Source organism: Rheinheimera marina (assembly GCF_042654345.1).
GTDB lineage: Bacteria > Pseudomonadota > Gammaproteobacteria > Enterobacterales > Alteromonadaceae > Pararheinheimera > Pararheinheimera marina.
Genome location: NZ_JBHSGB010000002.1, coordinates 150,667 through 170,732 on the forward strand (window position 1 = coordinate 150,667; position 20,066 = coordinate 170,732).

Annotated in this window: 18 protein-coding genes; 5 read left to right on the plus strand and 13 right to left on the minus strand. The window is 47.9% G+C overall.

Features of this window, described 5'->3' with window-relative positions; genetic code table 11:
• Positions 1-42: 42 nt before the first annotated feature.
• From ACFO3I_RS02700 to ACFO3I_RS02715, 4 genes are all read right to left on the minus strand, one after another.
• On the minus strand, positions 43-1,989 hold the full coding sequence (locus ACFO3I_RS02700; protein WP_377331535.1) for a DUF3732 domain-containing protein: 1,947 nt from the start codon (positions 1,987-1,989) through the stop codon (positions 43-45).
• Positions 1,986-2,474: a three component ABC system middle component gene (locus tag ACFO3I_RS02705; protein ID WP_377331536.1), complete on the minus strand. Its 489-nt coding sequence runs from the start codon at positions 2,472-2,474 to the stop codon at positions 1,986-1,988. Before ACFO3I_RS02705 ends, ACFO3I_RS02700 begins: the two co-directional genes overlap by 4 nt.
• Complete coding sequence (locus ACFO3I_RS02710; protein ID WP_377331537.1) at positions 2,471-3,694, minus strand: ABC-three component system protein; 1,224 nt, start codon at positions 3,692-3,694, stop codon at positions 2,471-2,473. The genes ACFO3I_RS02705 and ACFO3I_RS02710 overlap by 4 nt, the downstream gene beginning before the upstream one ends.
• A gap of 277 nt (positions 3,695-3,971) precedes the next feature.
• The gene (locus ACFO3I_RS02715) at positions 3,972-4,514 is read right to left on the minus strand and encodes a recombinase family protein (RefSeq protein WP_377331538.1); all 543 of its coding nucleotides are present in this window, start codon (positions 4,512-4,514) and stop codon (positions 3,972-3,974) included.
• Between the two features lie 394 nt (positions 4,515-4,908).
• Here ACFO3I_RS02715 and ACFO3I_RS02720 point away from each other — a divergent pair, with 394 nt between their 5' ends.
• Positions 4,909-7,374: an AAA family ATPase gene (locus tag ACFO3I_RS02720; protein WP_377331541.1), complete on the plus strand. Its 2,466-nt coding sequence runs from the start codon at positions 4,909-4,911 to the stop codon at positions 7,372-7,374.
• A gap of 1,025 nt (positions 7,375-8,399) precedes the next feature.
• Here ACFO3I_RS02720 and ACFO3I_RS02725 read toward each other — a convergent pair.
• Together ACFO3I_RS02725 and ACFO3I_RS02730 are read right to left on the minus strand one after the other, a co-directional pair.
• On the minus strand, positions 8,400-8,750 hold the full coding sequence (locus ACFO3I_RS02725) for a hypothetical protein (RefSeq protein WP_377331542.1): 351 nt from the start codon (positions 8,748-8,750) through the stop codon (positions 8,400-8,402).
• A gap of 9 nt (positions 8,751-8,759) precedes the next feature.
• A complete protein-coding gene (locus ACFO3I_RS02730) occupies positions 8,760-9,281 on the minus strand; it encodes a hypothetical protein (protein WP_377331543.1) in 522 nt (173 codons plus the stop codon).
• 86 nt (positions 9,282-9,367) lie between these two features.
• On the opposite strand from ACFO3I_RS02730, the gene ACFO3I_RS02735 reads away from it, so the two are divergent.
• Positions 9,368-9,601: a helix-turn-helix domain-containing protein gene (locus ACFO3I_RS02735; RefSeq protein ID WP_377331544.1), complete on the plus strand. Its 234-nt coding sequence runs from the start codon at positions 9,368-9,370 to the stop codon at positions 9,599-9,601.
• On the opposite strand, the gene ACFO3I_RS02740 is transcribed toward ACFO3I_RS02735, so the two are convergent.
• The 7 genes from ACFO3I_RS02740 to ACFO3I_RS02770 all read right to left on the minus strand — a co-directional run bounded on the left by ACFO3I_RS02740 (position 9,598) and on the right by ACFO3I_RS02770 (position 17,261).
• A complete protein-coding gene (locus ACFO3I_RS02740) occupies positions 9,598-9,894 on the minus strand; it encodes a hypothetical protein (protein ID WP_377331546.1) in 297 nt (98 codons plus the stop codon). The two genes, ACFO3I_RS02735 and ACFO3I_RS02740, sit on opposite strands and share 4 nt — an antisense overlap.
• A 124-nt stretch (positions 9,895-10,018) precedes the next feature.
• A complete protein-coding gene (locus ACFO3I_RS02745) occupies positions 10,019-10,537 on the minus strand; it encodes a hypothetical protein (RefSeq protein ID WP_377331547.1) in 519 nt (172 codons plus the stop codon).
• Positions 10,509-12,671 (minus strand): hypothetical protein, encoded by a 2,163-nt coding sequence (locus ACFO3I_RS02750; RefSeq protein WP_377331548.1) that lies wholly within the window; start codon positions 12,669-12,671, stop codon positions 10,509-10,511. Before ACFO3I_RS02750 ends, ACFO3I_RS02745 begins: the two co-directional genes overlap by 29 nt.
• Entirely contained in the window at positions 12,664-14,400 is a 1,737-nt protein-coding gene (locus ACFO3I_RS02755; RefSeq protein WP_377331550.1) for a site-specific integrase, read from the minus strand. Before ACFO3I_RS02755 ends, ACFO3I_RS02750 begins: the two co-directional genes overlap by 8 nt.
• A 130-nt stretch (positions 14,401-14,530) precedes the next feature.
• Positions 14,531-14,767 (minus strand): hypothetical protein, encoded by a 237-nt coding sequence (locus ACFO3I_RS02760; RefSeq protein ID WP_377331552.1) that lies wholly within the window; start codon positions 14,765-14,767, stop codon positions 14,531-14,533.
• A 117-nt stretch (positions 14,768-14,884) separates the two neighbouring features.
• Positions 14,885-16,075, minus strand: a complete 1,191-nt coding sequence (locus tag ACFO3I_RS02765; RefSeq protein WP_377331554.1) for a hypothetical protein — start codon at positions 16,073-16,075, stop codon at positions 14,885-14,887.
• 220 nt (positions 16,076-16,295) lie between these two features.
• Positions 16,296-17,261 (minus strand): LysR family transcriptional regulator, encoded by a 966-nt coding sequence (locus ACFO3I_RS02770; RefSeq protein ID WP_377331556.1) that lies wholly within the window; start codon positions 17,259-17,261, stop codon positions 16,296-16,298.
• 154 nt (positions 17,262-17,415) lie between these two features.
• On the opposite strand from ACFO3I_RS02770, the gene ACFO3I_RS02775 reads away from it, so the two are divergent.
• The 3 genes from ACFO3I_RS02775 to ACFO3I_RS02785 are packed head-to-tail and all read left to right on the plus strand — an operon-like array spanning position 17,416 to position 20,013.
• Entirely contained in the window at positions 17,416-18,165 is a 750-nt protein-coding gene (locus tag ACFO3I_RS02775) for a 3-oxoacyl-ACP reductase family protein (protein ID WP_377331558.1), read from the plus strand.
• Between the two features lie 10 nt (positions 18,166-18,175).
• Positions 18,176-18,772: an NADPH-dependent F420 reductase gene (locus ACFO3I_RS02780; protein ID WP_377331560.1), complete on the plus strand. Its 597-nt coding sequence runs from the start codon at positions 18,176-18,178 to the stop codon at positions 18,770-18,772.
• Positions 18,773-18,813: 41 nt separating this feature from the next.
• On the plus strand, positions 18,814-20,013 hold the full coding sequence (locus ACFO3I_RS02785) for an MFS transporter (RefSeq protein WP_377331562.1): 1,200 nt from the start codon (positions 18,814-18,816) through the stop codon (positions 20,011-20,013).
• The last annotated feature ends 53 nt before the right edge of the window (positions 20,014-20,066 follow it).

Consider the following 20,066-nt stretch of genomic DNA (forward strand, 5'->3'; position numbering starts at 1 on the left):
CGGATGCAACCAGTTGTTATGCCGTCATACATACGGCATGTCTCATAAGTCTTCCCAATCTGTAGGCACCAGCGCAGGTGGCTTTGTCCAAGGCTCTTCGACCAGCGCGTCCTGGAACCATTGATCCCGCAAGTTGGCATGCTCAGTTACGATCAGTTGGAAACCTGGCACTTCCTCTTGAGTGAATTTCAGCAACAACTCGAATAACCGACGTACAGCATCCAGATCAGCGTCCCTTTCAGTGTTCTGCACCGAGCCATCGGCATCTCTGTAAACCTGCTCGGACGGAAAATAGACTTGAGTTGGTTGATCGATCAGCATAAAACGCGGTAGCGGTCGATTGTTCTGTGCTGCGAATAGGTGTAACGCAAGTAATGCCGACAAATGGTAGGCCAAATGGTTTTCGCCGCCGCCAGTTCGACTCATCGGCACCGGGCGTTCGGGACGATCGAAGATGATCGTTAACTGGGGGAGGCTTAACCTTGCAGGGAAAGGTGCGAATTCGGCATTGAACTGTTGGATATATCTGGAAACTTGTGCAGAGATATTATTTAGGATCGAGGTGAGGCGCTCATTGCTGTCGTCATCGCCAATTTCATCCTCAAGCTGTCTGACTTTATTGGTTAGACGGCGGTTCTCGGCTTCAAGTTTAGCAATGTCCTCATTGGGAAGGAGAGTTTCTAAAAATAGACTGATGCGGCCTACAACACGCGCAGCTGCATTATTGCGGGTACGCATTTGGGATATTACTTCGTTGGCCGATATTGCCGCAGACAGTTCTGCTTCCTTGTGTTTGATCTTACTTACTATATCCTCAACTTTCCCTGTTAACTCGGTCAAGTAGGCTTCAAGTTTTGGGCGCTGGCCAGTGGCAACGCGCAATTCCTTTTCGAGCGATTTCAGCTCGTTAATCAGAACAACAGCGACTGGAGACTCTAACGCCAGGTTAGGTTCGCTAAATGGCCATTGCCACTCGCCACTATCTGAGTTCTTTGGTAGCGCTTTAATTGAGGCGAGTCGATGTATCTGTTCGGCTGCTTCGGTTTCATATCCACCAGCTCGCTTGGCGAATTGTCGTGCGGCATCAATCTTAGCCTGAGTGTCCCGACGATCTTGTCGCAACTGGACCAATTCTTCCTCCAGAAGCGAAATGCGGTTGCTATCGTCGTCTGCTGGCGTATCGGGTTTCCAAGTCAAAACCGATGTCAACGCCTCGACAACCTTGTCAGCACTCAAACTCTCGAAAATGTTCCCAAGAATCCCTACCGCCTTTGCTTCCGAATAGAGACCAATAGCCTGCTCATGCATCGAGTCGACGGCACCACGCGCATGCTCTAGCTTCTTGTGGATAAGCTTCAGGTCCCTTTGAGCAATACGTAACTTAGATTCCAATTCATAACGGTTATGGGAAGAAACACCAAGTAAGATCGGCAGCGTATCCCGGATTGTCTGTGGTAGGTACTGCTCGTTTTGCCGATAAAAAAGTTGATCTTTGTTTGCGACGAGCCCCTGCTTCTGAAACAAGTAGTAAAACGTATGCTTAATGTTCGCATCGAAACTAACGCGGCTGTGTTCAAGTGCGACCTGCGTACGATTCTCTGGAATACCGAGTAGCCGCGATAATAGCTCGACAACACCCTCGTCGTCTGTGTTTACTACCAACTCGTCGAACGAGGGAATCTGCAACCGAACGCCCCTGCGTATCATTGCTGTGCTGCAACTAGCACCACCACCAGATGGGGTGGGCTTTGCAACTAACACCTGTTCTTTATCGAACTGATAAATCACAGTGAACCAGGCAACCTTGTCTCGAATAATACCTTCAGGGACGTTAAACGTAGAGCGCCCCATGCAATACTCTATGATTTCCGACAATGCTGATTTGCCAGTGGAGGAACGACCAGTAATGATATTGAGTCCGTCTACGTTGAACTTTAGGTCGCGACGCTGACCGTTATGGCTGTAAACATGGATAGAGTTAATTTTCATGGTCGAATCCCAAAAGTTGTGTAAACAGTCGCACGATCGGCGATACGGGCAAATTCTTTTCCGACGACGCGCGCTACTTTTTGGCAAGCGACTATCTCTACAGTGCCGTCAATGGCCTTGCGCACTTTCTTATGCACAGTTTTGATACGCCCATCCTCGGTCACGAAGATGCATCCCCTTTCCATTAACAAACCAAAAGCCTCGAAAGCATAAGGCATCATCTGTGTGACCCGCTCAGCAAAGCCGACCATGATTTGTTGGTTCTTTTCTACAACTTTGATGAGGTAACTGCGCGAATTCTCGGCGATCACCTCACGTGAATCCCTGTACAAACACAAAGGAAGAACAAGCAGAGTTAGCGAAAAAGGCATGCCTCTATCATCTTCCTCTTCAAAACCGCTGAGAGCCCGAAACAAAACCAAACCGCAGAATGCTGGATTGAAAAGATTACGCATTTCGAACGGACGTAGGTCCCATCTTTTCATGAAGATACCCCCAGCACCTTACCGAGGCGATCAAGGAATCTCGGGTGCCAATAGATTCTGGGTTCAGGAGTTGCATCCGCCAAGATGTGGAAGCTACCTCGAAGGATGTATGGCTCAGTCACCCGAGCTCGTATGCGCAGGGATTCGATCTGTCCAGTATCGAATTCAGCCCAAGCATAGAGAGTTGAACCGGCTTCACGCAGAGCTTCTTCTGGACTATCGTCTTTTAGCTTCTCAAAAGCAAAATCCTTGTAGCGGCCCCACTCATCGGTGAGGCGATCTTCATATTTCTCAACCTCTCCCAACACAAGCAGGTTCTCACGCGCCCAGGCTGAACGCTGCTCAAAGGCCCGATAATAATCCAAAATCGCATTCCTAATCCGACTTGAGGAAATGCCGATTTCGCGCAATTGCGCCACAAACAGACGTGGGTCAGCATCAGTGTCAATCTCGTTTGAGGGAGCCTTTCCACGGAAAGTAATTGGTAAGTTGTCTGCCTTGTATTCCTCAGCGAAACTTGAGAGCTTATCGGAAACTTCGTAACCGAAGATCCCTTCCTGTTTGGTGCCAGTCAATTGTTGTATCACGATGTCGGTCCACCACCCCTCCAGTCGCTCGAAAACAAACTGACGATGCTCGCGACGGATGCTTCTCATGCATTTGTCTTGTATCAGCATTGGGATATCACTGATACGCGGGCTACTGTCAAGAATTAGGATTCGCTCAAGAAAATCCTGTTTTTCGGAATCGCTCAGTTCATCGAAAGCTACAGCAATCGGCGCTATAATTTTCGATGTGGAGCTGGCAAGTGCAGCGTCAGCAAGCTCAGTGAGAGTTTTCAAATCATCTGTAGTGACCGACTGATGGGGGAGAAAACGTGTAAGGAATGAGTCGCTCGCGACCAAGCCGGTCGTAAACAAAAAGAACCGCAAATTTGATGTTGCACGCCCATCCCTTTTGTAGCGGGCTAACCAGATGTTAACTGATTTCCAGAAATCCGTCGAAAGGTCAGTCAGCCGCTCTCCGATAGCCTTGTGTTTTAGCGATGCCAAGGACTTGCCGCCTTGGACATCGATAAAGTCGAGGTCATCGTCTTTTTCCAGATACAATGAAGTATCTTCTTGGAATTGAAGCAGTTGTAACAGAGCGAGACGTGCTTGATAAATGTATCCCAATCCTTGCTCGCCAGCTGAAAATTTATCCGTGGCTTTCTCTATCATCAGTTATTCCCTACTCAGCACAGTTATATCATCGACAACACCACCTTCCTGTTGTCATAACAAGTGTTTGTCACCCAAGCGCATTTAGGGCGCCCAATTAGTTCATACAGACTGTAAATCATTACTTAAAATCAACTATTTACCGACATTTGTCCAGTGATTGCGAGATGAGTGCGTATAGAAAATCGATACAACTCATAATTGCGAAAAGATTGATAATATTGCGCCAGTAATACATAGATGTGGGTATGAAATCTTACACATGGAACCTGTATAGTCACTCGCAAATCTTGTAAACAGTCGAGCGGCCAATAGAAAGCTCACGTGAGATTTCTGTCGCAGATTTGCCTGCAGCCCTCATATCAATAACTCTGGTTTTATCTATTTTTGGCTTCCGACCAAACTTAACCCCACGGGCTTTTGCTTCTTGCCGTCCTTCATTTGTCCGCTCTAAAATACGATGACGCTCGGCCTGGGCAACAGCTGACAAAATCGTGACTACCATTTTGCCCATTTCGCCGTCTGTGCTGATCCCGTCATCAATAAAACGAACGGCCACCCCCATGTTGTCGAATTCCTTGATGAGGTTGACCATGTCTGCGGTGTCACGGCCCAACCGATCGAGTTTTTTGACGAGCACCTGGTCTCCTTTCTCCACCTTCATCAACAGCGTTTGCAACCCCTCACGATTGAGGTGACTGCCAGATTCTTTGTCGCTGAAGATCCTGTGCGGCTCAACACCTTGTTCGGCCAAAGCCTTCAGTTGAATATCGAGAGACTGCTGACAGGTTGAAACGCGGGCATAACCAAAAAGACGCATCTGAGTGTCTCCTAAATCGAATAGTAGACAAAGTGTCTACTAACTACATGATTGGCGATTTAACAGACAGCGTAGGAGGGGAATTTTGAAGTGTCCACTAATTTATGATATTTTGGACAATCACACCTTTTTACATTGGAAAACCGTATCAAAGGATTGTTCTGTTTTCAGAATCGTCATAATGAAGCTTACTGTCATCAATACTCAAGCAAATAGCCGCATCAGTTTGCAATGTTCCTAGGAAAATACGCTTGTCACACTTCGTGCTACTGGTTCTGTTATCTTATTTATGTTTGGCTCATCGCTAGGCATTAATGTTTAATACCGCACACCTCGGATGATATCTCTTAAGACATATTAAGCATGAAGATAGCTATCTTCCAACGGATAGGAAATGATTGACGAAAAAGCAGTGCAAGCAGCTAAATTTTGGGAACGCCTTCGTCCAATTCATAGAATCTCCGGGCTGAGGGAAATTGAGTTTGAGCAATTCGCCCTAATGGTGCTAGGCCTTAAATGCGTGGATCTGTCATCTGGGTCTTGGCCTGTCACAGTGACCTTTCCAGTGTCAGATGCATTTGAATACACAATCGATGCTGCCTTAAACAAGAGCGTGGACAACGATAGATGGAAAAAAGCATGGTTTAAAGCTTTCGATGCACTTACAGAATTCTTCAATTTAACTAGTAAAACAGGCGTTTTACGTGACGTTGCATCCATCGAAGCATTTAATGAAATTCTCAGGTTGGTTGAAAGTTTTGAGCTACCTTGGGGCACCAAATCAGAGCAAATTTTGAACCTCTTCGATGAGGTTTTCCATCGTGTAGTTGGTCGCCAGTTGGCAATCGGATACCGCAATGGTGACACAGTTGCCGCCTTGGCTGCCTTCCTTTCGGCAAATGCAGCTCGAATTTCGGAGTACTTCGTTACAACTGGCGAGTTCGCCGTCTTACGGCGTTCCGTGCTCAATCTTGAGACTTTCGCCAACATCGCAGTAATGGACCATCTGAATTTTATAATCCGACTTCGACTCGCACTCCATGGCATTGATGCGGTAGATCGACAATCACATGGAGATGATATCCGCTCCTTCGTCGATCATCATTTTCTACTGTTAGATCATCCACACCGAAAACCCAGGGGACAAAGACTATTTTCATTCAAATGGGAAGATCACCACTCATCACTCGAGGCTCTGATGTACTTGCAAGAGATCCGAAGCAACTTCGATGATGGTCTGATAGTTGTTCCTGGTGCAGATCGTTCGGCCAAGGGGTGGAGATACCATCTGCGAGAAGAGCTTGTACAAAGCGGTCGATTACTCGCAGTTATAGATCTCCCCCAAGATAGACGCGATCAATCGCGCAGGCCAATCTCAGCTTGGCTTATAGGACGTAGAAGAGAGCAATTCAGAAATCACGTGCTAATGGTCAATGCCAAAGGTATCGCCGGCAGAAAACTTCACGGGGCAGGTTCCCAGATGGAGCTAGTTGCCGCCATCGTGTCACTCGGCGTGTCAGACAACAGATATCCCTTACTGCATCAATACGTCAGTGAAGACGTCGAGACTTTGATCGAAGCTTACTTTAAGGATGGGTACAAAGACGTGGAGGGAGTTTGCCGACATGTCCAATTTGGAGAGCTTGCTGATAACGAATACAAGCTTATAGCTGCTCTTTATATCACCGATTCCAATAGTAGTAAGAAGCACAAGACTTTCATGCGATTACTGAATAGCACTCCAGTATTAGAATTGCTACGGCAAGCACAGAATCATAGCACGCGCATATACGTAATTGGCAACAATGGCGAAGGTAAGAGCATGCTTCTCCGTGAGATAGCAGAGCAGCTAGTAAATGAAGGTCGCCGTGTCGTAGGCATGTCATTCGGATTAACTGATCGATTTTCATTCAAGCGCTCCAAGGACGACGAGCAGGCTTTCAACTATGTTGGTGCCCGCACAACTGAGCAAGGAATTAACCTCGGTCATACATCAGCTGAATTGAATAGATTGATGAGAGAGATTCACCTGAATACTGAAAAGCTTGAGGTATTCAATGCGATCGTTGCACACCTAGGTTTCGGCGAACGTAGATACTTGGTACCGCAGCGTCTAAACGGTGCAGTAGATGATCGCGAACACTATGCTGAACTGCAGCAGTTGACTGATAGTGTTGAAGAGAATGCTCGCATGTTTCAGCAAGAAAGTCTTAAGACTTTTGAATTGGGTCTCATGCGACTAGAATCAAGCGGCTCGATCACGACGTTTAAAGAATTGAGCTCAGGAGAACAGCAGTTGCTGACTCTAGCGCTCAAGCTCACGGCCTACACGTCTAAAAATAGCATAGTTCTAGTAGATGAGCCTGAATTGAGTCTACACGTAAGCTGGCAACGAGCCATCCCAAGAATGCTGGAAATTGTAGGGTCTCGAATAGGTTGCTCTATGGTAGTAGCAACTCACTCCCCCGTACTCATCACCAGTGCTACCAATAGTAACGACAAGTGTTTCGTTGCCCATAGGCATGCCTTAAAAGAACTCGGTTTTAAGCAACGCCGCTCAGTTGAAGGGGCATTGTTCGACGGATTCCGTACTTACACAGCAAACAACCGGCAGGTACACGAACGGTGTGCTGCGATTGTGTCACAAACTATTCAGCACCTTAACGACAAATTACCTCAACAAGAGAGCGATGTGTCTATGCTAAAGCCGTTGTACGATGAATTGGAGTCGATGGAACAAATTATTCGGCAGGGGAATTCGGCACAGTTGAAATACGCCCAGGAGGATCTCGAGTTAGTTGCTTACACTAGAGCCGCCATCACTGAGATCACTACAACCAGTAAAGAGAATCCAAGATGAGTTGGTTCGAAGGTGAATATCCGTCACGAGAGGAGATGCGTCGCGAGGTAAGAAAGTACCTAAATTCATCACACAAGACCAAAAAACATGTCGCACGCACGCAAATCCTGCTTAGAGATCTAAGGTCAGAAGCTAACTCTGTCCCATACGTCGACGTATGGCCCAAACTAGATGCGATGGTTGACGTCACAGATAAAGGAACAATTTTAGGTGCATCGGTGAAATCAGCCTTCAGACGCAGGCTGTTGGAGACTCAAGGAGGTCGCTGTTGCTATTGTCGCCGGTGGTTGGCAAATACTGCGCACGCCAAACCCATAGAGCATATCTTGCCGAGACGGCACTATCCACAATTCTCAATTGAGTTTTGGAATCTCGCGGTAGCTTGTAGTGACTGTAACAGCATCAAATCAGACGAAATATGGGGGACAATATCAGCAAAGAAACATCGATATCCAGGCCCTAAGGAGTTTACCGAAGCTTTCCATCCGAGGTTCCATCGATACGCTGATCATATTCGGTACGTGAGGTTAGAAACCAATGTAAGTACTGTAGTTATTTTCAATGGGCTGACACACCAGGGACGAAACTTGTGCCGATCCTTACTGCACAAAATAGCAGCAAAGGAAACATTGATCGAAAACAACCCTACGCTAGCTCCTGCGATGAAGCGAATTTACAATTTTGAAGCGAAAGCTGAAGGCCTTAATCTTGAGCGGTTCGAAGCCTTTCGAGCAGCTCTAGACCAAAGCGTATTGCGTATGCTTGAGTAGCTAAACAAAATTGAGCACTACAATTCACATATCTAGAGGCTATAAAAAAACACCCAGTCAAGCTGCCCTCTGATCGTACGAAATCAAATTCTGTATTGGTGTTCAATACTCAATTAATAGCCCTAAACACTTTACGTATAATGAATTTGAGTTAAAGCGAAACGGTAGAAGTCTGGTTAATCTGTGAAGAAATTGCCAAGCTCACTGATATATGGAGGTGTGAGCGCCAAGTTATAGTACTTTCAAATCAATATTTCATTCAATATAGGTAACACCATTGCAAAAAAAACCACTGCACTTAAATATCAATTTTTGACTAGGCATAATGATAAGTCCGTGACCAAGATGCTCAATCAAGTCGATGCGCAGTCCAGCGTCAACATCACCACCATTGCGGTTCGAATACAGTAATACCGTGCGCACTCCAAATTCCTCAATACAAAACGACCACCCTTGCGCAAGGTCTCCATATATAGCTGTCTTTGTTACATGTAATAACCGATTGGCTGGCCACTCATAGACCATTGCCAAACGCCCCGGGTCTATGAGGACTAGGCCATGCCCCCCTTTCTGTTCCTGTGCAGGAATTGCGGTATAGGTCAACATTACAAGACTCTACGAATCCAGATGCAATTGGCTGTCCAAGGTACCGACCATCCATTCACAGAACTCTATGACTGGGTTGCGTTGCTCCTGCTCAGACGCTGAACCCAATTGTTCTAATACGTACAGGCAAATTTTGTATAACAGAGTGTTACCGTACAAAAAGGTGAACTCATCATTAAAGCCCACGTCTCGGTGGTGACACAACAGTGCTGTCAGACCAGCCAACAGATATTCCAAGCTACTGATCGTACACAACACTCGACTACTGGCTGGGTAATTGTAAGACAATGAATACCCAAACAGGAGCGCTGCAGGTATACACCCCCTATGAGCCAAAGCCTGACAAAAAGCCTGCTGCTCAACCGTTTGCAGCGGAGTAAATCCATACTCGCCCTGCCGGGTATATGGGAACAAAAATCGATTGTGCATTTTTTCCGCTTGTACTGCGAATTCGATATCCTGGATATCCACCTTCGAGAGCAAATGACCCAACCAAAAATGTTGTGGGCCGAACGCAACCACGCTGTCCATGATAATCTCCGTCATTATCCAGGATCAATCGTCGTACCTTGCCTCCATCATCTAGCCGTGTATGATGAGTAGGCAGAGGAGAATCTATGATCCGATACCATTTACGCCGATGTATTGGCAATTACGAGTCCAAGACGGGGGCGCCGTTACAGATAGCCGAACTTGCCGAACGTACAGGTGTACATCGCGCCACGCTGTCAAAAATGTTAAATAGACCGCGCTGCAACATCACAACTGACGTGATAAATAGGCTATGCGTTTTTTTCAATGTTTCCGTTGACGAGCTCATTGAATACGTACCAGATCATCTAGTCGACTAATCAGTCCAGGAACCGATACAGCGCTCCAGATGCCGGCGGAGCTCCCGCACGATGTGGTCAATGGTGAAAGCTTCCAGTCGATTCTCACAGCACATAGACTTTCCGAGCCAAACAACTAACGCCTCACGGTTATTCCGCTCATCGCCGGTGCCACAGGCAATGATGAGTTGCCGGCCTCGTGGGTCAATATTCAATGCTGATAACAGACTCTCGACGACATTTTGAATACGCAGTGCGAACCGTTTGCGCTCCTGTTCGCTGACGAACAGGGGCATTGATGTAATTTCAGTCATTGGATGGCTCCCCTCAGAGCATGTACCATCCATGGCGCGGATATTTGTTGGGTGTTGAGGCTCCTTAGCAATAAGCCTCAATTTAAAAGTAGACTGAAATAGACAAACGTCAATTTTAATCGACTCATTTTATAGGCCTGACATTATTTTTCTTCCTAAACTCATATTTCACACTGGCAGGGATGTCTTGCTCTAAAGACTCTAGAGAAATTCCGAGCGATGTCAGGTTGAACATCCAAGTCGAAAACCGCAGTTCATATTCTTTTAATTTCTTCTCGAGCTCCACATTTTTACTGACCAATTCCGCATTCATTATCTCCAGTTCACAAGAAGACGCACGGACCGCAGAGATTTGAGTAACGTTACTCTGTCGACGCTCCTTTAACGATTTCTTGGCGTGCTGATACGCTTGATAAATGTCCTTGTTCTTACATAATGTCTGGTAAGGCAGACCACATACATCATTCAAATCCTGCCACCCAAATTTATCTCCGAGCTCACCGCGGCTATATTTATTGCAAAGATTTACCAGTTTTTCGATCACGACTTTGGTCACTTTCACTTTGGGCACAAAAACCTCCAAAACGCCGGGCAAGCCCGGCGACAGCATCTGATTAATGCGCTTCGCAGGAATCGCGGCCATTAGGGAAAATGGCGACAATTTGCCCGACTTCGTACCGCGAATCCTCTTCTATGGAGAGCGCAGCATTACACCCATCGAGGAACCGTTGATGATGCGCCAGCCAAACATGGGAATTCGCAAACCCGTCATCAACATCAAACTGCGCAACCTCAATTTGTTGCTGCGCTCTGTCCTTCATTTCCATCAGGTGCTTGATTTCTGACGGATTGCCTTTCTGACGGCGGTAGTGCTTGCACTTATTCAGACAGGCATAGTGCTTCCCACAGGGTTCTTGCGTGTAGTCATGTCGACACCTCCCTATGTTCATGAAATGACTGGAACCCCTCGAATCAAGCTCGGCCATCAGTTCCTGCGGGTCCAACAATGGAAAACGCCGAATAAGTTGAGACACCTGAGCCTCATCCATTTCTTCCAGATTGGCTTGTAATTGCGGTGCAAACTTTTGTTGGTAAGCATGCAGTTTTTTTGCAGCGTCCATAACCAAGTCTTTGGGTGATGAATGGTCATAAAACTCGTTATCTCGAACACCTGCACGCAGGAAATATTTGGCGATATCTTCCTGCGAAAACATCACAGACTGCTGCATGATCGTATTGAGCAAGTGCCTGAACTGATGTGTCCGCACCCCAGCATGATCAACATCCAGTCCCTCAAAATGGTAGCGCTCGAACAAGGACTGAATCCGTGAGCCATCCTTAGAGAGCCGACTCACGTAGTCCCGACCTCGAAACGCATCTTGTGCCTGAGTACCAGTAAGAGGGAGTGGACACATTTTTAAGGATCCGCGGCTGTGCTCAAATTTAAACTGCAGGCTAAGCACCTCCCAAATCGGGATCTTGTGCTCTCTCGGTCCGAATCCCTCTGCGACATCACCGATTGCGTCGCGATAGGCCTGAGCAATCCCCGTGTGAATATCCCCAATAAGGAAAGATGTACGCTTAGGCACAGAACTTTCATGACGTGATATGCCATATCGCTCCAACTGTGTGATGAGATTCGATGATTTATCGAAACCAAAATGCTCGGCAAGATCTTTCACCAATACGATCTCATCATCATTAAATCCATTCAGAGCCGGCCAACGTTGCTGTTCCAGCAACATTTGGCTGTAATAACGTGCTTCCTCACTCAACAGTTTCATCCGCTCAACCACAAGAAACACAGTGTCAGTCAAACTTGCAGGGATTATTTTGGTATCCCACACAAAACGCTTCCTAGCCAGCACACTCATGCGCAACATTTTTCCCATACGACCATCAAAAGTCAGCTCAGGTGGCAACGCATCGAACTCCTCCCGGCTGGGTATGCAGCCTAAATGCAACCCACAAAACTCATCCAACCGTAGCCCAGTGCACAACAGCATGACGCCCATGCAAACCGTCATTTTGTCCGCGGGTTCGAGCTCATCATAGTGGCGCCACAATGCGGCCAAGTGCACCAAATACATAGTTTTTGGGAGTTGTTCCGCCTGTTCAACCGTACTTTTGCCAGACAGCGGTTGTTGTAACGAGCCACCAGATTTATATGTTCGAGGAACCGGATTGTGCCATTCAAACGAACTGCACAATGTCAATAGATTCAACTGACTTGCAATGTAACTAAGATGCTCGCCAGTTCGATACAAGGTCGCTTCCTTTTCTCCATGATTGATTGCCTTCATCAAGGCTTGATCAAAATGTACTCCAGAAAGTTGATGGATGTGTTCAAGCATCGAATCCTCAAACACATCATACAAATAGCGAAACGCTCGCATCGTCACCATATGTGCACCATGTGTTTTAGGGCGCCCCAGATGCCCTAATACAACCAACGCCTTCACGAATTCTAAAAATGGCGGTCTGAAAGGGATTTGGTCCAAAGCTGCGACTTTCTTTTTGACCGTTAATCCATTCCTCCGTGTAAACAAGATATTGCTGGCATGGGAAAGTTGCCGAGCGGAACGCGTAGGTTCAAACGCTGAAATTTCCCAAACGTTGCTGGTCCAATCCACAGTTGGAAACACATGCTTCAACTGACGCTCGCAATACAGCACAAACTTGTCATAGTGCTCCTGCCTGGAATCACTCTGAGACCATAATTGCACCAGCTCAGCCGGCAAAACTTCGATTTTCTCTGCAGCGTTCAATTTAGCCATTGCAAGACTCCAATTTGATGGTCAATTCTTCACAGGCACGAATGTGCGGGGCGTTAAATAACCCTGGAGGAGCGTCTTCACCAAAACAGGCTTTTACATCCTCCTTCATACTCTCCAACACATCACGATGAAGTTTGGGGTCTTTACAGGCTTCAAACTTGGGACACACGTAACAAGCGTTCGGCGGAGTTAAATCGCATGGAGTGCCCTTGGCGCACATACCGATCCCAACCAAACGACGTAATTTGTCTGGGCCAAACACAGTATTAGGAGCGGATTTATCAATCAGGTCAGCCAAATTAATTGAGCCTTTAAAGTAGGCCAGAATGTCTTTGAACTGCTCTTGGAACACTTGATCAAGCTTTTCCGCAAACGACATTCCTAACTGGTAATACACCATGACATGTTGAAGGTCTTCATGGTCCAGTAGCTGAGCCAACTCCACAATCGGCGTGCCCATCGCTGCAGCATGGGTTGCAAACGTTTTACGCAACCGACGAGGAGTAACGACCAAATTAAGTAGCGGTTTACCTGTCTTCGCTCTGTACTTATCAATGGTATCCATCAATTGATGCAGCATCAGACTGAATCGACCTGAGCTTGATGTGTGAAGGTACGATTTATGGACAGACTGAGTAGTTTGTCTACGCTCAACCTTCTCTATTGGGAAAATAGGCTGCGTGGCAAGCTTCCGTGCGTAAGACTCTTCGCGCTTATTGGCTTCCATTACTTGCTGCGATGTCAGACTGACACAGCCAGAGGTGGATGTAAGGACTTCGGATGCCTGACTAGCCTGGTTTGCCTGGTCACCAGCATCCCCATCCAACAAAGTTAGCTGGCTGCCTCCCCCGGCCAAGGCCAGATGCTGCTCTAGTAACTTCCCCAAAAAAGTGGGCAGAGTTCGCAATTGAAACCTCAAACGCGGAGTTTCAAACCGTTTTTTGACGGAAGGCACACTCAACTGATAGGTCCTTTGGCCAGTCTGCAAGTCGACATTCACCAAAAAATCACTGCGCATCAATAGGGCCAATTGTCGGCTTCGAATTCCGAGCGTGATGACCAGCCACATACAGACTAAATTGGCGAATACTTGCGATTTTGGCTTAATGTAAGACGCCGCCTCGTTTAACGCCTGTTTCAGGGCATTGAGCTCCTGTGCCGTCAAGGGGCTGCGGTTGGGGATATATGACAATACATCAAGGCCTTTCAGATTGCCCTTGAATCTGAAGACTGTCAAAGCCTTCGCGGTTTGCTGATCAAATCCTGGCAGGCCCATCAGATAGCTACGATGATACCAATAACGTAGCCCGCTTAGATTTGACTCATCTGCCAGCATCCGCTTGGCGTAGATATAATCAATCAGATTATCGCTGAGCAGTTCCGTCAGTGATTCCCCGTCAGCTTCCTCCCAATTATATGAGGATAGAAAATCGAAGATTAGATTGAACATGCCATAGCAGGTTAACGGCGATTTTCGAGGAAGCTCTCGGGCGAAAAAGAATTTGAGGCTATCCACGAATTCCGCCGCAATAAGGCAGCTTTCCCCTTTGAATCTGGAGAAATTCAACAGGATGGGAGAGGTTTCGCCAATGTTCCAACGACTGGATGATGTATCAACCACTCGGATCCGGGCGTCAACAACAGGAATAGTAAAAGGCGTGTACGGCTTACGTTCAACAAAAGCCAAGACGCGAGCGCGTTTTTCGCGGATAGAGGATTTTTGATGCATTGTCTACAACTCTCTCAGCAATAGACCACCAGTGACGCTTAGTAGAAGTCACGAGCCAAATCACTGAACATACGCAGTGGTACGCCCAATTAAGGCCAGGTAGTCATAGTTATGCCAACGTGACCATCACTTAACTGATGTCACTGATTAGCGTATTCGCTTCACCAGCCCAAATACCGGTTCCACGACCCTCTCGAACCCTCAGGTTCAAGCTTTTGCTAAGAGATGCGATGCACCCTATTGGAAATATCTGATTAATGTATACAACCCTATCAATCCCCGAAGGTAATTGTTCAGGTTTATCAAAGGCCAACGGCGCATATGCCAAACCTTTGTCTTTTTGAACTCCTTTATCAATTAATGCCATGTGTCATTCAAACAACACGGTTTTTTACCGCACAAACAACTATTGGAAATTGTATGACCGCTGTATTAGTTCTTTGGGAAACACAGCAGTAACCACCAGTGAGGGAACCAATGGTTGCTAATAGACCTTAAACTCTTCATGTAACTTTTGCAAGGCGAGATGTGCTAAAAATCTTATTTCTTTGTCCGCATAAAGCTCATGCTGGTTACTTGTTTTCGACCATCCCCCCATATACCTCATGACCTTTTTGAACTTCTCACTTTCAATTGGCATCTCTAGAACGCGAGCAAAATCCTCAAACGTCGAATAACGGAACCGATGTGCTTCGATAGAGGAAAACACCAACTTCTTCGTATTCCCGACCTTTTCGATCCGATTCAGCATTTTGCCTAATCCGCTGATGCTTAATGGAGCAGGGTGTTTACTACTGTTCAGAAACAGATATGGCGCAGCTTTTTGCGCCTCCCTTTTTCGATACTTACGACCAGTCTTGATATAGTGATCAATCTGCATGGCCAGCCCCTCAGAAATGGGGATTAACCTCGAATTCGTTTTCGCATCTGGAGGCAATGTGCGTGGATCTTCATGCAAGAACACGTTATGGGACACCAGCAAAAAGTACGTCATCCCAAATGCAATATCGAATTCTGACTGAACTGCGTTGCAGCGGAGCGACAGCAACTCTCCGGTTCGGATACCAGTCTGATACAATATATTGATAATAAGCCAATTACGCTCACGAACACGTGATTGAAATGGGTTTGTATTGCTAAGCGGGTGGACCAACTCCATCATCGCCATTCGTTCCACGTGCGAAAACCCCTCCCGTTTGACCTTTAGCGTGTTGACCTTCTGTCCTGACAGGAAATCAAATAGATCGTTGATAAGGAAGCCCACTTTGGCCACATATGAGTCCTTGTCAAGACGGGTGTCTCTGAAACGATTCATCAGGTAGTGCAGAAACGATTTGACCTCGCGGCAACGATCCATAAAGGTAGATGCACTCAGGTACAAGTCATCTTCTTTAGGGTTCAACTTGTAACGTAGGCGAGTAGCCAGCGACGCCTGCTCTGCATAAGTCAGACCTTCACCTGATTTGATCCGGTCAAACAAATCAATCTTGTGATCTGAAGCCCAGTTTAACAGCAACACTACGTTGCGGGCACGTCGACATTTTGTTCGATATGCCTGATTGTAAATCCCTGCGAAGTACAGATTGGGTAGGACCGGAGGAATGTAGCCAATTTCATCAATCAACACCTGTCGCTCACCATTCGCAAGCTCGACATGTTTTACAACATAGGTCATATAAACAACTCCTGACGTGGTTGACAGGACTGTAGCAGCTCTCCGGCAAATATCAAAAAAGTAAATTAAAACATAAAGATACTTGTATTATGTTACAAGCTATTTTGCCAAAAACCCGACCCAAGGCATATTTCATGAACTGATCCAACGTATTGCGAGTCCTCATGCCATGTTATCAACCATTAATATTCAGATAGAGCGTACGTGCAATGGGAGTTAATTAACTCGGAACAGGGAATTCCTGCCTGAATCGAGCCGCCAATTGCAGACGTCCAAATTCGGCCACCAAATAATCAACAAACACCCTCGTTTTAGCAGGCATCAGGCCGGCCCCTGCTGGGTGACTGCTGAAATAAAGATTGATACTGCCTAAATCGGCATACCAATCTGGTAAGACCCGTACCAGGCGACCAGACTGGAGATGAGCAACAGCATGTGGCATGGCAAGCGCTGCAACGCCCATTCTAAGCAAAGCGGCACGAGTTAATGCATCAGGATCATCGGCAATAAATCGTGCATTGAGAATAGGCGTTACTGTTTCACCAGCAGGACCCTTAAACCCGTACTGATGAAGCTTACCACTCTGGGGGGAACGCATTTGCACTGCAGGCCACTGACTAAGTTCTGAGGGATGTGATGGATATCCTCTTTCGTGCAATAACTCCGGAGCAGCAACCCAAATCACATGCACAGGTGCAAGCCTTCGGGCTATGACACCAGGTGCCAACTCAATGCCACCACCAATAGCAGCGTCGAAGCCCTCCTCAACTAAATGCACCTGTCGGTTCGATAATTGCCAATCCAGACGTACCGCAGGATAACGGGCCAGAAACTCAGGCATCAACGGCAGTATGTGCTCCAGCCCAAAACCAGGGCTCAGGCTCAGCCGCAACGTACCTGCTGGTTGGCCAGCATTCTGACTGATATCTGCTATCGCCGTCTGGATACCAGTCAGGTTTCCTCTCACTGCCTGCAAAAATTGTTCGCCTGCTTCGGTCAGCAATAACTTACGGGTGCTGCGCTGAAACAGTTGTACTCCCAGGTTTTTTTCCAGTTGCGCCACATTTCGAGACACCGCCGCAGGCGTCAGGGCAAGCAGCCGGGCCGCCGCGGAGAAGCTGTGCTGTTCAGCACTGCGAACAAAAGATTCAAGGTTTGATAAGGCTTCCATCCGATCTGTTGCCATTCCGTGTTCATGTGATTCACAGTCAAGCTTAGGCTGTTCAAGCTGCCATCTTCAAGTTTAACTTGAAATTAATTCCATTGATTACCGGCTACTGGAGGTGGATTCAGTTTTCTATAGTGACACTGCACTGACAACATCACTTGAGGAAAACATCATGTCTGCAACCACTAAACTGCAAAACAAAATCGCCATCGTTACCGGTGGTTCACGTTCAATAGGCGCAGCCATTGTGCGTCGCTTGGCCGCTGAAGGCGCCACTGTGGCATTTACTTACAATGCCTCTCCTGAAAAAGCCGAAGCACTGGTCTCGGAAATTCAGGCGGCCGGCGGTAAAGCACTGGCTATCCAGGCCGATGCCGGCAATCCAGAAGCGGTGCGCCAAGCCGTAAACCAAGTGGCAGCCAGCTTCGGCAAAGTCGATATTCTGGTGAATAACGCCGGGATTAGTGTTTTGGGTCAGCCAGAGCAGATTGCCTTCACTGACTTTGAACGCATTCTGGCCGTCAATGTGACCGGCGTCTTTGTTGCCACTCAGGAAGCCTTGAAACACATGGGAACCGGTGGCCGTATCATCCATATCGGCAGCTCTATGGTGCAGTATGCGGCTTTCGGCACCGCTTCCGCTTATACCCTGACCAAAGGGGCCGTTGCCGGTTTCAGTAGAGGCCTGGTCCGTGATCTGGGCCCAAGAGGCATCACTGTGAATACCGTCCACCCGGGCCCAACCGACAGCGACATGAACCCTGCCGACGGTGCAGTCGCAGACTTCGTTCGGCCAAACATCGCGGTCGGACGTTATGGTCAGGGTGCAGACATCGCAAGTGCTGTCACCTTCCTTGCCAGTGACGAAGCCGCTTTCGTGACCGGAGCTGAACTGTTAGTCGATGGCGGTTTTACCGCATAAGGAGCTTATGATGAACACAATCAGCATTATTGGCGCAGGAAGTATTGGCAGTGCCATTGCTCACCTGCTGGCTCAGGCCGGGATCCCGTTTGCAATTGCCAACAGCAGAGGTCCTGCTTCGCTGGCAGCTTTAGTGGAGGAGTTAGGTCCAACCGCAAAGGCGGTGTCCGCGAGCGAAGCAGCCAAGGCTGACCTGGTATTCCTGGCCGTCAACTGGTCAAAAATACCCTCCGCAGTCCAGGGGCTTGGCCCCTGGGATGGACGAATTGTGGTCGATACCAACAATCCCATTGAAGCCCCGGCCTTTAAAGCGGTCGATTTGCAGGGGCAGGCATCCAGTGCTGTGGTTGCCTCTCTTGTACCGGGGGCGAGGGTCGTAAAAGCGTTTAATCATTTGCCACCAGCCTTACTGGCACAACCCAGTGCGAAAGGTGGCAAACGGGTCATGTTTTACTCCGGCGAAAACACCGCGGCCAAAGCGGTTGTTGCCAAACTGATTGCTCAACTCGGTTTTGCGGGCATTGATTTGGGTGGCACTGAACAAGGTCGGCTGGCCCAGTTTCCGGGTGGCCCCTTACCTGCCTTAGATCTGGTGAAATTTGGTTGATCCACAGGCCGGCACTGCCGGCCTGATTCATTGAGGAATTTATGCACATATCTGATAAAACGCCATTAGAGAGCACCTGGCCAGCAGTCGCCACTGTGGGCGTAGGTGCCTTTGCTCTGGTGACAACTGAATTCTTACCTGTTGGACTGTTACCTAACATTGCAGCGGATCTGGCCATCACGGAAGGTCAAGCGGGTCTGATGGTTACGCTACCAGGCTTTTTGGCCGCACTGGCAGCCCCGTTAACCTTGCAATGGGCTGCTCGGCTTGATCGTCGTTTTTTGCTGGTTGGTCTCTTGGGTTTGCTGGCGATCTCTAACGCTTTGGTCTCGGTAGCAGACACATTTTGGATACTACTGGTTGGACGAGTTATGCTGGGACTTGCCGTTGGCAGCTTCTGGACCATTGCTGGGACCCTAGGGTTCCGGCTCCGACCTGCGCAGGGAGCCAGAGCAACAGCGCTGATCTTCTCGGGCGTGTCCCTTGGCACAGTAGCGGGAGTGCCTGCTGGTACCCTACTCGGCGATTGGCTTGGCTGGCGGGTAGTATTTGAAGTTGCGGCTGTAACTTCAATGCTGGTGGCTCTGGCACTTTACCGGTTGCTACCTTCCTTGCCGAGCCAAACCCAGACTGGAGCTGCAGCGCTATTCAAACTGATGAATGAACCCAGTCCACGGCTAGGTCTGCTTGCTGTTTTATTGGTCTTCAGTGGTCAGTTTGCAGCCTATACCTATGTTGCGCCCTATCTGGACGGACTGATTGGCCTGAATTCACAGATGCTCAGCCTTGCGCTCTTAGTGTTCGGTGTTGCCGGTTTTATAGGAAATGGCCTAGGGGCGACACTGATCAATAAAGGCATACAGACTGCCATGGCAGTAACATTGATCTTGATGGCTGCCCCAATGCTAATACTTGCGGCTCTACCCTCGCTCCAACTTGCGGTCAGCAGTGTAGTGTTCGTCCTGATACTCCTTTGGGGACTGGGATTTGGGTTGCTGCCGATGGTGATGCAAAGTTGGCTATTTTCTCTTGCTCCAACGCAGCCTGAGACTATGGGCGCAGTCTTTGTTTGCAGCGCTCAAGTGTCGATTGGTATCGGCGCATTGGGGGGTGGCCTGTTGGTGGACAATCTTGGTGTCGTTACGGCAATGGCTGCAGGTGGCGTACTGGCAGGTATTACATTGCTCGTATTGCGGTCACACCGACTAAATGTAAATCAGCAAGAAACGAAAGCAATCTAGTTTTTGCCCTGCCCGCCACATCCGTTTTCAAATACGACACTCAATACGGACAG

Bases quoted from the DNA above. Each gene is read 5' to 3' on its own strand.
- ACFO3I_RS02725 (WP_377331542.1), bottom strand. From the start codon at position 8,750: ATGTTGACCTATACCGCAATTCCTGCACAGGAACAGAAAGGGGGGCAT.
- ACFO3I_RS02775 (WP_377331558.1), top strand. From the start codon at position 17,416: ATGTCTGCAACCACTAAACTGCAAAACAAAATCGCCATCGTTACCGGT.
- ACFO3I_RS02765 (WP_377331554.1), bottom strand. From the start codon at position 16,075: ATGACCTATGTTGTAAAACATGTCGAGCTTGCGAATGGTGAGCGACAG.
- ACFO3I_RS02750 (WP_377331548.1), bottom strand. From the start codon at position 12,671: ATGGCTAAATTGAACGCTGCAGAGAAAATCGAAGTTTTGCCGGCTGAG.
- ACFO3I_RS02760 (WP_377331552.1), bottom strand. From the start codon at position 14,767: ATGGCATTAATTGATAAAGGAGTTCAAAAAGACAAAGGTTTGGCATAT.
- ACFO3I_RS02740 (WP_377331546.1), bottom strand. From the start codon at position 9,894: ATGACTGAAATTACATCAATGCCCCTGTTCGTCAGCGAACAGGAGCGC.
- ACFO3I_RS02710 (WP_377331537.1), bottom strand. From the start codon at position 3,694: ATGATAGAGAAAGCCACGGATAAATTTTCAGCTGGCGAGCAAGGATTG.
- ACFO3I_RS02730 (WP_377331543.1), bottom strand. From the start codon at position 9,281: ATGGACAGCGTGGTTGCGTTCGGCCCACAACATTTTTGGTTGGGTCAT.
- ACFO3I_RS02715 (WP_377331538.1), bottom strand. From the start codon at position 4,514: ATGCGTCTTTTTGGTTATGCCCGCGTTTCAACCTGTCAGCAGTCTCTC.
- ACFO3I_RS02705 (WP_377331536.1), bottom strand. From the start codon at position 2,474: ATGAAAAGATGGGACCTACGTCCGTTCGAAATGCGTAATCTTTTCAAT.
- ACFO3I_RS02700 (WP_377331535.1), bottom strand. From the start codon at position 1,989: ATGAAAATTAACTCTATCCATGTTTACAGCCATAACGGTCAGCGTCGC.
- ACFO3I_RS02735 (WP_377331544.1), top strand. From the start codon at position 9,368: ATGATCCGATACCATTTACGCCGATGTATTGGCAATTACGAGTCCAAG.
- ACFO3I_RS02780 (WP_377331560.1), top strand. From the start codon at position 18,176: ATGAACACAATCAGCATTATTGGCGCAGGAAGTATTGGCAGTGCCATT.
- ACFO3I_RS02785 (WP_377331562.1), top strand. From the start codon at position 18,814: ATGCACATATCTGATAAAACGCCATTAGAGAGCACCTGGCCAGCAGTC.
- ACFO3I_RS02770 (WP_377331556.1), bottom strand. From the start codon at position 17,261: ATGGCAACAGATCGGATGGAAGCCTTATCAAACCTTGAATCTTTTGTT.
- ACFO3I_RS02720 (WP_377331541.1), top strand. From the start codon at position 4,909: ATGATTGACGAAAAAGCAGTGCAAGCAGCTAAATTTTGGGAACGCCTT.
- ACFO3I_RS02755 (WP_377331550.1), bottom strand. From the start codon at position 14,400: ATGCATCAAAAATCCTCTATCCGCGAAAAACGCGCTCGCGTCTTGGCT.
- ACFO3I_RS02745 (WP_377331547.1), bottom strand. From the start codon at position 10,537: ATGGCCGCGATTCCTGCGAAGCGCATTAATCAGATGCTGTCGCCGGGC.